Source organism: Nocardia thailandica NBRC 100428, assembly GCF_000308795.1.
GTDB classification, from domain to species: domain Bacteria; phylum Actinomycetota; class Actinomycetes; order Mycobacteriales; family Mycobacteriaceae; genus Nocardia; species Nocardia thailandica.
Genome location: NZ_BAGK01000188.1, coordinates 32,977 through 47,252, shown reverse-complemented (window position 1 = coordinate 47,252; position 14,276 = coordinate 32,977). Strand labels below are relative to the sequence as shown.

Annotated in this window: 14 protein-coding genes; 10 read left to right on the top strand and 4 right to left on the bottom strand. The window is 71.3% G+C overall.

The genetic code is table 11. From position 1 onward, the window contains the following. Nucleotides 1-57: 57 nt before the first annotated feature. Together ON36_RS20840 and ON36_RS20835 are read right to left on the bottom strand one after the other, a co-directional pair. Nucleotides 58-1,539, bottom strand: coding sequence for an MFS transporter (locus ON36_RS20840; RefSeq protein ID WP_043656217.1), 1,482 nt, complete (start codon nt 1,537-1,539; stop codon nt 58-60). A 150-nt stretch (nt 1,540-1,689) separates the two neighbouring features. Then, entirely contained in the window at nt 1,690-2,364 is a 675-nt protein-coding gene (locus tag ON36_RS20835; protein ID WP_043656370.1) for a FadR/GntR family transcriptional regulator, read from the bottom strand. A 66-nt stretch (nt 2,365-2,430) separates the two neighbouring features. On the opposite strand from ON36_RS20835, the gene ON36_RS20830 reads away from it, so the two are divergent. The 9 genes from ON36_RS20830 (at nt 2,431) to ON36_RS20790 (ending at nt 12,227) form a co-directional block, all read left to right on the top strand. Then, the gene (locus ON36_RS20830) at nt 2,431-3,693 is read left to right on the top strand and encodes an MFS transporter (RefSeq protein WP_083885283.1); all 1,263 of its coding nucleotides are present in this window, start codon (nt 2,431-2,433) and stop codon (nt 3,691-3,693) included. A gap of 314 nt (nt 3,694-4,007) precedes the next feature. Continuing rightward, nucleotides 4,008-5,459, top strand: coding sequence for a nitrate/nitrite transporter (locus ON36_RS20825; RefSeq protein WP_043656214.1), 1,452 nt, complete (start codon nt 4,008-4,010; stop codon nt 5,457-5,459). A 26-nt stretch (nt 5,460-5,485) separates the two neighbouring features. Then, on the top strand, nt 5,486-8,023 hold the full coding sequence (nirB, locus tag ON36_RS20820) for a nitrite reductase large subunit NirB (protein ID WP_043656211.1): 2,538 nt from the start codon (nt 5,486-5,488) through the stop codon (nt 8,021-8,023). Nucleotides 8,024-8,087: 64 nt separating this feature from the next. Then, on the top strand, nt 8,088-8,477 hold the full coding sequence (gene nirD / locus ON36_RS20815; protein ID WP_043656209.1) for a nitrite reductase small subunit NirD: 390 nt from the start codon (nt 8,088-8,090) through the stop codon (nt 8,475-8,477). Next, on the top strand, nt 8,474-9,715 hold the full coding sequence (locus ON36_RS20810) for a uroporphyrinogen-III synthase (protein ID WP_043656206.1): 1,242 nt from the start codon (nt 8,474-8,476) through the stop codon (nt 9,713-9,715). The genes nirD and ON36_RS20810 overlap by 4 nt, the downstream gene beginning before the upstream one ends. A 71-nt stretch (nt 9,716-9,786) precedes the next feature. After that, a complete protein-coding gene (locus ON36_RS20805; protein ID WP_052314205.1) occupies nt 9,787-10,479 on the top strand; it encodes a sirohydrochlorin chelatase in 693 nt (230 codons plus the stop codon). Nucleotides 10,480-10,574: 95 nt separating this feature from the next. Further along, a complete protein-coding gene (locus ON36_RS20800; protein ID WP_043656204.1) occupies nt 10,575-11,297 on the top strand; it encodes a hypothetical protein in 723 nt (240 codons plus the stop codon). Between the two features lie 36 nt (nt 11,298-11,333). After that, a complete protein-coding gene (locus ON36_RS20795; protein WP_043656202.1) occupies nt 11,334-11,696 on the top strand; it encodes a TfoX/Sxy family protein in 363 nt (120 codons plus the stop codon). 75 nt (nt 11,697-11,771) lie between these two features. Then, nucleotides 11,772-12,227 carry a VOC family protein gene (locus ON36_RS20790; RefSeq protein ID WP_043656199.1) on the top strand — a complete coding sequence of 152 codons (456 nt, stop codon included), beginning with the start codon at nt 11,772-11,774 and terminating at the stop codon, nt 12,225-12,227. A 19-nt stretch (nt 12,228-12,246) separates the two neighbouring features. Here the strand turns inward: ON36_RS20790 and ON36_RS20785 are convergent, their stop codons facing one another. Continuing rightward, nucleotides 12,247-13,146: a glucosyl-3-phosphoglycerate synthase gene (locus ON36_RS20785; RefSeq protein ID WP_052314193.1), complete on the bottom strand. Its 900-nt coding sequence runs from the start codon at nt 13,144-13,146 to the stop codon at nt 12,247-12,249. 178 nt (nt 13,147-13,324) lie between these two features. Then, nucleotides 13,325-13,750 (bottom strand): Ig-like domain repeat protein, encoded by a 426-nt coding sequence (locus tag ON36_RS36315; RefSeq protein WP_043656196.1) that lies wholly within the window; start codon nt 13,748-13,750, stop codon nt 13,325-13,327. Between the two features lie 207 nt (nt 13,751-13,957). Here ON36_RS36315 and ON36_RS20775 point away from each other — a divergent pair, with 207 nt between their 5' ends. Then, nucleotides 13,958-14,173, top strand: a complete 216-nt coding sequence (locus ON36_RS20775; RefSeq protein WP_043656194.1) for a DUF8691 family protein — start codon at nt 13,958-13,960, stop codon at nt 14,171-14,173. The last annotated feature ends 103 nt before the right edge of the window (nt 14,174-14,276 follow it).

Sequence of the window (14,276 nt, the reverse complement as noted above, 5' to 3'; positions counted from 1 at the left end):
TGACGGACGACGAAGGCGCGCCCCGGCGGTGTGCGGGGGCGCGCCTTCGCGGGTCGGTCAGACGCTGGCGTAGGCCAGGGACGGGGCGCGGTCGGTGGCGAAGGAGGTGCGCAGGTAGCACCACCAGGTGACGCCGGCCATCGCGAGGAAGACCGCGGCGTAGGCCCAGAAGGCGGGGGCCATGGTGTGCAGGTGGACGTTGGACAGTCGCAGGGCCTGCTGGACCACGAAGCCGCCCGCCGCGCCGACGGCGCCGATGACGCCGATCGCGGCGCCGGCCTGGCGCTTGGCCGAGATGGCGGCGTCGGCGGCGTCGAGGCCGTGTTCGGAGGCGTACTTCTTGGCGGTGGCGCTGAAGATCGCGGGGATCATGCGGTAGGTGGAGCCGTTGCCGATGCCCGCCAGGACGAACAGGACGAGGAAGGCGGCCAGGTAGAGCGGGAAGCTCTTCAGTTCCACGGCGAGCACGATGAACGCGACCGCCACCGACATGCCGCCGAAGACGTAGACGGTGATCTTCGCGCCGCCGCCGAGCTTGTCGGCGACCCAGCCGCCGAACGGGCGGCTGAAGGAGCCGACCAGGGCGCCGAGGAAGGCCAGGTTGCCCAGGGTGGTGATCCAGCTGATCTTGGCCAGGTCGGGGAAGGTGGCCTTGATCAGGGTGGGGAAGGCGAAGGAGAAGCCGATGAACGAGCCGAAGGTGCCGATGTAGAGGAAGGCCATGATCCAGGTGTGGCGGTTGGTCAGCGCCAGCTTGTAGGAGCGGCCGTCGGACTTGGCCTCGGCGACGGAGTCCATGAAGTAGAGCGCGCCCAGGGTCGCGACCAGGATGAACGGCAGCCAGAACAGCACGGCGAGGGTGATGCCGAAGCGGAAGCCGCCGGGGTCCTTGGCCGTGAGGTGGGTGCCGAAGGTGATCAGCAGCGGCACGATCAGCTGGGTCTGGGCGACGCCCAGGTTGCCGCCCGCGGCGTTGAGGCCGAGCGCCGCGCCCTTCTTGCCCTCGGGGAAGAAGAACGAGATGTTGGCCATCGAGGAGGAGAAGTTGCCGCCGCCGACACCCGCGAGCGAGGCGAGGACGAGGAACACCCACATCGGGGTGCCGGGCTGGTTGACGAAGTAGATGATGCCCAGGGTGGGCAGCAGCAGCATCGCCGCGCTGAAGGCGGTGAACGCGCGGCCGCCGAAGCGGGGCACGGCGAAGGTGTAGGGGATGCGCAGGGCCGCGCCGACCAGGGTCGGAATGGAGGTCAGCAGCAGCGCGTTGCTCACCGCGGTGGGGTTGCCCTTGCCGAGGCCGGCGAGGAAGTCGAAACCGGCCGAGCCCATCGCGGTGACGATGCTGCCCCAGATGACCCAGATGCTGAAACCGAGGTTCTCGGCGAAGACCGAGAAGTACAGGTTCTTGCGCGCGGTCTGCTTGCCGCCGGCCTCCCAGAAGGCCGGGTTGTCGGGTTCCCAGTGGTTCAGCCAGCGGCCTCTGCGCTGGTACTCGAACGTCTGCGCGTCCTCGTGGCCGGTGGCGGCGACTGCGGTCATCGGCGTTCCTCTCGATCGTGGTGGTCGAGATAGAACGGTAGGAGCCGCGTGTTGCGCCGTGGTGGCCTCAGGTGACGTCGGTGGCAATTCAGGCTCACCGCAGATATTTCCGGATCGATCGACGCGCGTTACCTGCGTGACACAGTCGCCTCAGCCGCGCTCGGGGTAGTCGGCCAGCAGCGAACCGAGGAAGCAGCGGGTCGCCTGCATCGCCCGTTCCGCGTCGCCGTCGATGACGGCCTGCACGAGTTCGTCGTGTTCGGTGTCGTAGGCGTCGTCGGAGCGGGTGGCGCGGGTGTGGATGGCCTGTTCGATCGCGGGCAGCAGCGAATCGTAGAACTCCAGGTATACCGCGTTGTGGCTGGCGACCACGATCGCGCGATGCAGTTCGACGTCGGCGGCGATGGCCAGCGGGTCCGGCGCGGACCAGTCGCGGGAGTTCCGTTCGGCGAGCAGGCGGCGCAGCGTGGCGATGTCGGTCTCGTCGCGGCGGCGCGCGGCCAGGCCGGCGGCGGTGGTGTCCAGTGCCTCGCGCAGCTCGAGGATGTCGCGCTCGTGGGCGTCGGCGAAGTACTTGGCCAGGGTGCCGCCGACCTCGGAGGTGGCGATCACATAGGTGCCCGAACCCTGGCGGCGTTCGAGCATGCCGGCGTGGACGAGGGCCTGGACCGCTTCGCGCACGGTGTTGCGCCCGGTCCCGGTGAGCTCGGTGAGCTCCGGTTCGGTGGGGATGCGATGACCGATCGGCCAACGGCCGGAACGGATCTCGGCACGCAGCGCTTCGGTGACCTGGGCGATGAGGCTGTTCCGCCGGACGGGTTGCACGAAGGACAGGGTACCGCTGATCACAAACCTATTGCACCCGTCATCGGGTCATCCTATGATTTCGTGGTGACTGCGACGCTTCCCGAGACCAGAACCCCCGCCCCCACCGGCCATGACGCACCGCAGCGTCGCGTCCGCGCCCTGGTCGAGGGACGGCTCCTGGTACTGGCGGCGATCGTGGTCTCGGCGCTCACCCTGCGGGTCGCGGTCACCTCGTTCAGTCCGCTGGCCGAGCGCATCGGCGCCGACATCGGCTACGGCACCGCCGCGATCGGCGTGTTCGGCATGCTGCCCACCGCGATGTTCGCGCTGTCGGGCCTGATCGCGCCCCTCGTCGCCCGCCGCTACGGCCTCGAGCGCACCGCCCTGCTGGCCATGCTGCTGGCGGGACTGGGCATGGGCGTGCGCGCCTTCCTGTCCGGCACCGGCGACCTGCTGATCTTCTCCGCGGTCGCGCTGATGGGCATGGGCATGGGCAACATCGTCATCCCGCCCCTGGTCAAGCGGTACTTCCCGGACCGGCTCGCGGTCCTGAGCTCGCTCTACATCGTCATGGTGCAGCTGGGCACCGTCATCCCGGCCTTCGTCGCGGTGCCGCTGGCGCAGGCGCACGGCTGGCGCATCTCGCTCGGCGTGTGGGCGCTGATCGGCTTCGCCGCGGCGCTGCCGTGGATCGGCGTGCTGCGCGACCGGCGCGGCCACGACCGGGCCGACGTCACCGCACTGCCCGCCGAGACGCCCGCCGCCGCGGACAAGGCGTGGCGGTCCCCGGTCGCCTGGGGCATGGCGGGCATGTTCGGCATGACGTCGCTGACCACCTACGCGGTCTTCGCGTGGCTGCCCGCGATCCTGGGCGACGCCGGCGCGAGCGACGGGTTCGGCGGCGCGATGGTCGGGCTGTTCGCTCTGATGGGCCTCGTGCCCGCGCTGACCGCGCCCACCCTGATCTCCCGCATGCGCAATCCGTTCCCCCTCGTCGTCGGCTGCGTCGCCCTGTTCCTCGTCGCCTTCGCCGGGCTGTTGATCGCGCCGATGAGCGTGCCCGTGCTCTGGGTGGTGCTGCTCGGTCTCGGCCCGTCGACCTTCCCGATGGCACTGACCCTGATCAACCTGCGCACCCGCACCGCCCACGGTTCCGCGGCGCTGTCGGGCTTCACCCAGGGCGTCGGCTACGCGGTCGCCTGCGCGGGCCCGCTGCTGTTCGGCATGCTGCACACCGCCACCGGCGGCTGGCTCGCCCCCTTCGCCATGCTCACCGTCGCGCTGGCGGTGCTGCTGGCCGGTGCCTGGGTGGCCTGCAAGCCGCGCATGCTCGAGGACACGTGGTGACGACACGCCGCTGAATCGCGCTCCGCCACACGCTCGTGTGGCGGAGCGCATTCTTTTTGTTCACCGCTCGGGTTGCGCGCGTGTGAGCCGCGGGTAATGCTGTGTGGGTCACAGCCTCACGGCCGCGCAGCGGCATTGTCGGCCTCTTCGACACCTGCGGAAACCGTTGTGTCACACGGCCGAAACAAAGCGTGTGTTCTCACGCCGCCGGTCGGGTATTCGTGAGAAACCGTTGATTCGCGCGACATTTCCCGCAGCATTTCGGCAATACCGATTTCCTACCGTGGCTTCATCGAGGAAATCGGGAGGCCGGAGTGAGCAAGCGTAACCACGACATCGAGCACTGGGATGCCGAAGATGTCGCGGCCTGGGAGGCAGGCGGCAAGGACATCGCCAGGCGGAACCTGATCTGGTCGGTGTTCGCCGAGCACGTCGGGTTCTCGGTGTGGTCGGTGTGGTCGGTGATGGTGCTGTTCATGCCGCAGGACGAGTTCGGTATCGACCCGGCGGGCAAGTTCTTCCTGGTCGCCATGCCGACCCTGGTCGGGGCGTTCCTGCGCATCCCCTACACCGTGGCGACGGCCCGCTTCGGCGGCCGCAACTGGACCATCTTCAGCGCCTTCCTGCTGCTGATCCCGATGGTGCTGACGCTGTACTTCGTCAACCAGCCCGGCACGTCCTACACGACGTTCCTGATCGTGGCGGCCTTCGCCGGCGTCGGCGGCGGCAACTTCGCCTCCTCGATGACCAACATCAACGCCTTCTACCCGCAGCGGCTCAAGGGCTTCGCCCTCGGCCTCAACGCGGGCGGCGGCAACATCGGCGTGCCGGTCATCCAGCTGCTCGGCCTGCTGGTGCTGGCCACCCTCGGCCAGGGCTACGCCTCGATCATCTGCGCGGTCTACCTGGTCCTGATCGGCGTCGCCGGCGTCGGCGCGGCCCTGTACATGGACAACCTGCGCAACCAGAAGGCCGACCTGTCCTACATGGTCAAGGCCCTGCGGGTGCCGCAGTCGTGGGCGATCGCCTTCCTCTACATCGGCACCTTCGGCTCGTTCATCGGCTACAGCTTCGCCTTCGGCCAGATCCTGCAGATCAGCTTCAAGGCAGGCGGCGACACCGCCGCCCAGGCCGCCGTGCACGCCGCCTCGATCGCGTTCATCGGCCCGCTGCTCGGCTCGATCTCCCGCCCCTACGGCGGCAAGCTGGCCGACCGTGTCGGCGGCTCGCGGGTCGCCATCGCGACCTTCTTCGCGATGATGGCCGCCACGCTGGTCGTCGTGGTCGCCAGCTCCCGGGCGGACGCGAACAAAGGTGTCGCGACGGGCGGGGTGATGGTGGCGCTGACCGTCGGTTTCATCGCCCTGTTCGTGCTCTCCGGCTTCGGCAACGGCGCCGTCACCAAGATCATCCCGTCGGTGTTCGACGCCAAGTCCCGCTCGCTGCCCGGCACCCCCGCCGAGCAGGCCGCCTGGTCGCAGAACACCTCCGGCGCCCTCATCGGTTTCGTCGGCGCCATCGGCGCCCTCGGCGGCGTCGGCATCAACCTGGCGCTGCGCACCTCCTACGCGACCACCGCCTCGGCGACCACCGCGTTCATGGTGTTCCTCGGCTTCTACGTGCTCTGCGCGGCGGTCACCTGGGCCGTGTTCCTGCGCCGCCCCTCGTCGTCCGTGGTCTCCGACTCCGCTGTCGTGGTCGAGGCCGAGAACCTGGTCCTCGAGGCCGAATCCGCTTCGTCGGCCACGTCGTCGGCTCGCCGATAACCCCGACCATCAAGGAGGTCACTCTCATGAACAGCACTCGCAAGACAGTGGTCGTGGTCGGCCACGGCATGGTCGGTCACCGCTTCGTCGAGGCCCTGCGCGCCCGCGACGAGGCCGGTCGGTGGCAGGTCGTCATCCTCTCGGAGGAGAAGCTGCCCGCCTACGACCGGGTCGGCCTGTCGTACTACGTCGGCAGCTGGAAGGCCGAGGAGCTCGCGCTCCCGGGCAACACCTACGACGGCGACGCCCTGGTCGACCTGCGGCTCGGCCAGCGCGGCGAGGCCATCGACACCGCGGCCAAGACCGTCACCAGCTCCAACGGCGACGTCATCGCCTACGACGCGCTGGTCCTGGCGACCGGCTCCTACCCGTTCGTGCCGCCGGTGCCCGGCCACGACCTGCCCGAATGTTTCGTCTACCGCACCATCGACGACCTCGACGGCATCCGCGCCGCCGCCGAGGCCGCCGGTCCCGGCGCGCACGGCGTCGTCGTCGGTGGCGGCCTGCTCGGCCTGGAAGCCGCCAACGCGCTGCGGCTGATGGGCATGACCCCGCACGTCATCGAGTACAACGACCGCCTGATGCCCGCCCAGGTCGACGCGGGCGGCGGCGCGATCCTGGAGAAGCTGGTCACCGACATCGGCCTGAACGTGCACACCGGCGTCGGCACGGCCCGGATCGTCTCGATCGAGGAGGAGAGCGACCACAACGTCACCCTGCACCTGTCGGACGAGTCCGAGATCAACGCCTCGCTGGTCGTGTTCTCGGCGGGCATCCGCCCGCACGACGCGCTGGCCAAGGCCGCCGGCCTCGAGATCGGTGCTCGCGGCGGCGTCCTGACCGACCTCGCCCTGCGGACCTCGGACCCGGACGTCTACGCGATCGGCGAGTGCGCCGCGATCGAGGGTGTCTGCTACGGCCTGGTCGCCCCGGGCTACACCACCGCCGAGATCGTCGCCGACCGCCTGCTCGGCGGCGCGGGCGAGTTCCCCGGCGCGGACATGTCGACCAAGCTGAAGCTGATGGGCGTCGACGTCGCGTCCTTCGGTGACGCGCACGCGACGACCGAGGGTGCCCTCGAGGTCGTGCTGCACGACGCGGCCAAGGGCACCTACGCCAAGCTGGTCGTCTCCGACGACGCGCAGACCCTGCTCGGCGGCATCCTGGTCGGTGACGCCTCCCAGTACGCGGCGCTGCGCCCGCTGGTCGGCCGCCCGCTGCCCGCCGACGCCGCCGCCCTGATCTCCCCGGCCGGCGCCGAGCTGGGCGCCGACGCGCTGCCCGACGACGCGCAGATCTGCTCCTGCAACAACGTCAGCAAAGGTTCCATCTGCGGGGCCATCGCCGAGGGCGCCTGCGACATCGCCTCGGTCAAGAGCTGCACCAACGCGGGCACGTCCTGCGGTGGCTGCGTGCCGATGATCAAGAAGCTGCTCGAGCAGTCCGGCGTCGCCCTGTCGAAGGCGCTGTGCGAGCACTTCGAGCACTCGCGCGCCGAGCTGTTCGACATCGTCGCCGTCACCGGCATCCGCACCTTCTCCGAGCTGATCGCCCGGTACGGCAAGGGCTCGGGCTGCGACATCTGCAAGCCGACCGTCGCCTCGATCCTGGCCTCCACCTCGAGCGACCACATCCTCGACGGCGAGCAGGCCGCCCTGCAGGACACCAACGACCACTTCCTGGCCAACCTGCAGAAGAACGGCACCTACTCGGTGGTGCCGCGCATGCCCGGCGGCGAGGTCACCGCCGAGCAGCTGATCGTCATCGGCGAGGTCGCCAAGGAGTTCGGCCTCTACGTCAAGGTCACCGGTGGTCAGCGCATCGACCTGTTCGGCGCCACCGTCGACCAGCTGCCGCTGATCTGGAAGCGCCTGGTCGACGCGGGCATGGAGTCCGGGCACGCCTACGGCAAGTCGCTGCGCACGGTCAAGAGCTGCGTCGGCTCGACCTGGTGCCGCTACGGCCAGCAGGACTCGGTCGGCATGGCCGTGCTGCTGGAGAAGCGCTACCGGGGCCTGCGGTCGCCGCACAAGCTCAAGCTGGCCGTCTCCGGCTGCGCCCGCGAGTGCGCCGAGGCCCGCGGCAAGGACGTCGGCGTCATCGCCACCGAGAACGGCTGGAACCTCTACGTCGGCGGCAACGGCGGCCTGACCCCCAAGCACGCGGTCCTGCTGGCAGGCGAGCTCGACGACGAGACCCTGATCCGCTACATCGACCGCTACCTGATGTTCTACATCCGCACCGCCGATCGCCTGCAGCGCACCGCGCCCTGGCAGGAGGCGCTCGAGGGCGGGCTGGACTACCTCAAGGCCGTCGTGTGCGACGACAGCCTCGGCATCGCCGCCGACCTGGAGGAAGCCATGGCCAAGCACGTCGCCGGTTACAAGGACGAGTGGGCCGCGGTGCTCGAGGACGAGGACAAGCTCTCGCGCTTCGTCTCCTTCGTCAACGCCCCCGACCAGGCCGATCCCACGATCGCCTTCGACGACAGCGGCGAGCGCAAGGTGCCTGTGCTGCTCGGCCTGCCCAGTGTGCCTTCCGACACGGTCTCGGCCGGGAAATAAAGGCTTAACCCAGCGGAAACAGGGCGCCGGTACCAATAGGTAAGGCGTTCGGAGGAGGAACCCGATGACCGTTATCGACACACCCACCATCACTCCCGGCACGGCCACCACGGGCTGGACCCAGGCCTGCCGGCTGGACTTCCTGATTCCGGGCCGCGGCGTGGCTGTCCTGCTGAAGGGTGGCCGTCAGGCCGCGCTGTTCCTGCTGCCCGACGGCACGCTGGCCGCCGTCGGCAACATCGACCCGTTCGGCAGGGCCGCGGTGATGTCGCGCGGCATCGTCGGTGATCGCGGCGGCGTTCCCGTCGTCGCCTCGCCCCTGCTCAAGCAGGCCTTCTCGCTGATCGACGGCAGCTGCCTCGACGACGCGAGCCAGTCGCTGCCGGTCTACGCGGTGCAGCTCGACGGCGGCATCGTCTCGATCTCCAACGAACCGGTGCAGGTGTCTGGATGACCCTGCCCACCGACAACGCGGCGTGTCTGGCCGGCTTCACGATCGGCGTGACCGCCGCCCGCCGCGCCGACGAGTTCGCCACCCTGCTCAACCGCAAAGGCGCGACCGTCGTGTCCGCGCCCGCCATCCGGATCATCCCGCTCGCCGACGACACCGAGCTCGAACGCGTCACCGAGCAGCTGATCGCCGATCCGCCGCAGATCACCGTCGCCACCACCGGTATCGGCTTCCGCGGCTGGATGGAGGCGGCCGAGGGTTGGGGCCTGGCCGAGGACCTGCGCACCACGCTGGCCTCGACCCGCATGCTGGCCCGCGGCCCGAAGGCCAAGGGCGCCATCCGCGCCGCCGAGCTCCGCGAGGAGTGGTCGCCCGCGTCGGAGTCCTCCGCCGAGGTGCTCGATCACCTGCTCGCCGAGGGCGTGGAGGGCGTGCGGATCGCGGTGCAGCTGCACGGCGCGACGACGGAGTGGGAGCCGGTGCCCGACTTCTGCGAGGTGCTGCGCTGCGCGGGCGCCGACGTGGTGCCGGTGCCGGTCTACCGCTGGGAGCCGCCCGCCGACCGCGGCCCGATGGACACCATGATCGAGTCGATCATCTCCGGCAGCCTCGACTGCGTCACCTTCACCAGCGCGCCCGCCGTGGCCTCGATGCTGATGCGGGCCAAGGAGACCGGGCTGCTCGAGTCGCTGCTGCACGCGCTGCGAGGCCGGGTGCTGGCCGCCTGCGTCGGCCCGATCACCGCGGCCCCGCTCGAGGAGCTGGGCGTGCCGACGTCGATGCCGGGTCGTGCCCGGCTCGGGGCGCTGGCCCGCCACGTCGCCGAGGAACTGCCGCGGCGCGCCTCGCGCATCTACGCGGCCGGGCACCTGATCAGCGTGCGCGGCGGCTGCGTCGTGGTCGACGGCCAGGTGCGCCAGCTGGCGCCCGCGCCGATGGCGCTGATGCGGTCGCTGGCCCGGCAGCCCGGCCGGGTGGTCTCCCGCGAGGACCTGCTGGGCGCGCTGCCCGGCGGCGGGGACGACACGCACGCGGTGGAGACGGCCATCGCCCGGCTGCGGGCGGGCCTCGGGACGCCCAAGGCCATCCAGACCGTGGTGAAGCGCGGGTACCGCCTCGCGCTGGACGCGGCCGAGTGCAACGACAACCCGCCGCGTCCGCCGGTCCAGCCGCCGCATGCGGCCGGGATCGGCACGCCGGTCCGGACCGCGCGCTACGCCCAGCCGATGGGGGCGTGGTGACGGCCGGGCGGGACGGCGTGCCCGCCCTGGTGCTCGTCGCGCACGGCACCCGCAGCCCGCGCGGGGTGGAGATGATCGCCGCGCTGGCCGAGGCGGTCTCGCACGAACTCGGCGCCGCGGTGGCGGGGCGCGACGCCGGGCACGCGGCACCCAACCCGGCCCTGCGCACGGCCTTCGTCGACGTGCTCGGCCCGACCCCGTCGGAGGTCCTCGGCGACCTGGCGGCCGGGCCGGAAACCGGTGGCGCCGTGGTGGTCCCGGCCTTCCTGGCCTCGGGTTACCACGTCTACCAGGACGTGCCGCGCGAGGTCGCCGAGAGCGGTCACCCGGCGGTGGCGGTCACCGCCGCCATGGGACCGGACCCGGCGCTGGCCGGGGTCATGGCGCTGCGCCTGCGGGCGGCGGGGTGGCGCCCCGGCGACGCGGTGGTCTTCGCGGCCGCCGGGTCCTCGGACCCGCGCGCCCTCGCCGACGTGCGCCGCGCCGCGGACATGCTCGCCGAACGGCTCGCGACGCCGGTACGGATCGGTTACGTGGCCACCGGCGCGCCCCGGGTGGCCGACGTGGTCGCCGACCTGCGTTCCGCCGGTGCCCGGCGCGTGTTCGTCGCCTCGTATCTGCTCGCCCACGGCCTGTTCCACCAGCGCCTGCACGAGGCGGGCGCGGACGGGGTCGCCGAACCGATCGGCGTGCACCCGGCCGTGGTCGGGCTCATCGCCGACCGCTACCGCGCCGCCGTGCGCGCCCTGGCGAACGTGGGCTGAGCCGGTCGTCACACGCCCGCTCGCCGGGATGCGGCCGGGGCGGCGCGGCCAGTAGGGTTCGAACCCGGAATCCGAGCCGAGGGGGGAACCCGCGAATGTCCGATCAGGGAAACGACGCCGAGTGGGCCGCGCCCGGCGGCACCGCGTATCCGCCCGAGGTGGACTGGCCGCAGGCCGACCGCGCGACACCCGGATCGGCGCCCGGCGCGATCCCGCCCCCGCCGGTCGCCTCGCCGGTCCCCGGCTTCCCGCCGGATCCGGCCGTGGCGGCGGCGCCCGGCGGCTGGACGCCGTATCCGGCGGCGGAGACGCCTGTCCCGAAGCCGGTGACGATCGCGTTCTGGGCGATGATCGCGGGCGCCGTGATCACCGTGCTCGGCGCGCTGATCGGGGTCGCGCAGAGGAACGCGCTGCGGGCGGAGACCCAGGGCAGGCTCGCGGGCGCGTTCTCCGACGACTTCGCCGACACCCTGTTCTACGTCTCGTTCGTCGGCGGCCTGGTCATGGCGCTGATCTCGGCCGGGCTGTGGACCTGGATGGCCTTCACCAATCGGGCGGGCAAGAACTGGGCGCGGATCACCGCGTCGGTGTTCTTCGGCATCAACGCGCTGTCGTTCCTCGTCGGGGTGATGAGCGCGGCCGCCACCCAGACCAGCACCGCCCAGGCCGTGTCGACGGCGATGGGGCTGCTCGGCTTCGTGGCGGGCCTGGTCGCGGTGGTCGCCCTGTGGCAGAAACAGTGCGCGCCCTACTTCCTGCCGCTCCCCGCCGCCGCGCCCTACCCCTACCCGCCGTATCCGCCGTACCCGCCGCGCTGACGCGCGCTTGTCGGTGACCGGGCGCACACTACGTCCATGGCATACGACGAGGAACTGGCCGAGCGGGTCCGCGGCGTGCTCGACGGCGGGCCGCTGCCCACCGAGAAGAAGATGTTCGGCGGCCTCGCCTTCCTGATCGACGGGCACATGGCCGTGGCGGTCAGCGGCCGTGGCGGGCTGATGGTCCGGGTCGACCCCGAGGCGGGGGAGCGGCTCACCGACGCCCCCGCCGTGGCGCCGATGGTCATGCGCGGCCGGGAGATGCCCGGCTGGCTGCGGGTCGCCGCCGAGGCGGTGGCGGGCGACCGCGAGCTGCGCGCCTGGGTCGAACGCGGGGTGGCCTACGTCCGCACCCTGCCGCCGAAGACGGCGAGGAAGAAATCGGCGAAGAATCCGTGAGATGTGTCGAGATCGGCGTGACGGCTCCGACCAGGTGATGAGAGCACGAACCCTTCGAGTCGTCAGGAGCACATCATGTCGGTCAACACTTTCCTCTGGTTCGACAACGCCGCCGCCGAGGCCGCCGACCTCTACGCGAAGGTCGTCCCGAACTCGCGCGTCGTCGAGACCACCCGCCAGGGCGACGGCAGCGTCTTCATCGTCACCCTCGACCTGGACGGGCACGCGGTCACGCTGATGAACGGCGGTCCCGGTCACCCGCACACCGACGCGGCCTCGCTGCAGATCGTGGTCGACGGTCAGGACGAGGTCGATCGGATCTGGGACGCGCTCACCGAGGACGGCGGCGCGCCGGGTTCGTGCGGCTGGCTGACCGACCGGTTCGGGGTGTCCTGGCAGGTCGTCCCGGCGCAGCTGCCCGCGCTGCTCGGCGGCGACGACCCGGCCCGCACCATCGCGGTCGGCACCGCGCTGCGTGGCATGTCCAAGCTCGACATCGCCGCGCTGCGGCGCGCCTACGACAGCGTCTAGCCGGGGGCGGGGCCGCCGGTCAGGCGATGTGCCGCCCGGCGAACGCGGCCATCGGCGGCCGGTCGAGCAGGCTGACGTCGGAGCGCTCGCGGCGCCACGCGCCGCGGTCGGGCAGCAGCCGGGTGACGCCGATGCCGGAGTCGCGGATGCCGAGCCGGTCGAGCAGCGTCGCGATGACCTGCCTGCTGGCCGCGCCCGGATCCTCGGGCGCGGACGCGCGCGGCACGGGTTCGCCCAGGTCGGCCTGGGCGACGGCGCCGGGGCCGTAGCGCTGCCAGCAGTCGACCAGGACGCCGAGGTCGGCGCCGTCGCCCGCGGCGAAGGGGATCGAGGTGAGCAGGGCGCGGGTGGCGGCGTATTCGCTGCCGAGGGGCTCGGTGACCTCGGCGAGTGCGGGGGCCAGCGCCGAGAGCAGCGGCCGGGCGACCAGCTGGTCGATCCGCTCGCCGCCGGTGGCCACGGGTCCGGGGCGGTAGCAGCCCTTGACCAGCTGGATGCCGGGGTCGGTGAGCAGGGGTGCCAGCAGCGCGGGGACGAGGTCGGGGTTGGGTTGGGCGAGGTCGGCGCCGAGGAAGACCACCAGGTCGCCGGTGGCCACCGCGAGCGACCGCCAGAGCACCTCGCCGCGTCCGGGACGCGGCGGTACCTCGGGCAGGGCCTCTTCGCGGGTGTAGACGAGCGCGCCCGCGGCACGGGCGCGGGCGACGGTGCGGTCGGCGGACCCGGCGTCGACGACGAGCAGCTCGTCCACCAGCCCGCCCAGCAGGGGCCGGACCGAGGCGAGCACGCCGGCGACGGTCGTCTCGTCGTCGCGGGTCGGTAGGACGACCGAGACCCGCCGGTCCTGCTTGGCGTCGATCAACGCGGCGACGGCGGGCACCCGGTCGAACCAGCGGATGACGCCCTCGTAGGTCTGCATGGGCTTGCCTCTCTGACTTCTCCTTCCCCTCGAGTTAACGCCACCGGGGGGCACGGGGTCACGTTTCCCGCGCGATCCTGTGACCGCTGCTCAGTCCGCGGTCCGCGCACTGTTTCGCGGGACAGCGGGAGGGGCCGGCGGCCGCCGCGGAGAGGAGCGCGACGGCCGCCGGAGGGCGCTACAGGCCGGCCGAGCCGGTCGGCAGCAGGTTCGACGAGCCGGTCCCGGTGCCGCCGCCCGGGGTCGTCGGCGCGTTGGTCACCTCGACGGTGACCGTCTTGGAGCTGACGATCTCCTGCACGGCCTTGATGGTGTGCGATCCGGTGGTGGTCGGCGTCCAGGAGATGGTCGCCTTGCCGTCCTTCACCGACACCGGCTCGCCGATCTGGGTGCCGTTGTCGGTGAAGGTCACCTTGAACAGGAACGAGGTCTCGGTGACGTCGGCGGTGACCGTGTAGGCGGTGCCGACGTAGTGGGTGCTTCCCGACACCGTGACGCCCTGCACGAGTGCCGAGGCCTGCGGCGCGACCAGCACCGATACCGCGGCGACCGCGGAGAATGCCGTCAGCCCGAATCCGGCGCGCCGTGCCCGGTAAGTCTTCATGGGTACTCCTTCGTACTGCCCCCGGCCCGGGGGTGAAGCAGACAGTAGTGCGGCACAGAACGCCCGGCGGAAGATTGAGAAAAATGAACGTTTAAAACTTGGTGCGGCGGTCCGGCGGTTCATCCGCAGTGGGTGAGGTGGGTGCGCCGCGCGGAGGGCAGAGTGGCTCCCGACGGGCGGACGACGAGGTCGAGGAGGGCAGCGCGGATGGCCGGACCGGTGCGGTATCAGTTCGTCATCGACGGTGAACTCTCCGACCGCGCGATCGCGGCCTTCCCCGAACTGCGCCGCAGCGAGCATTCCGCGTCCGGCACGACGACCCTCTACGGCACCGTCCCCGACAGCACCGCGATGCGGGGCATCATGGCCCGCATCGATGTCCTCGGGCTGACCCTGGTCGGCCTGTCCCAGCTTCCCGATTGAGCCCGGCGTCGATCTGGTAACGAGCCCGCCGTCGAAATAGCTGAGTGCCGGTGCCCGGCGTTACGTTTCGCATGCCGACGCGGTGGGAACACCGCATGGCCGT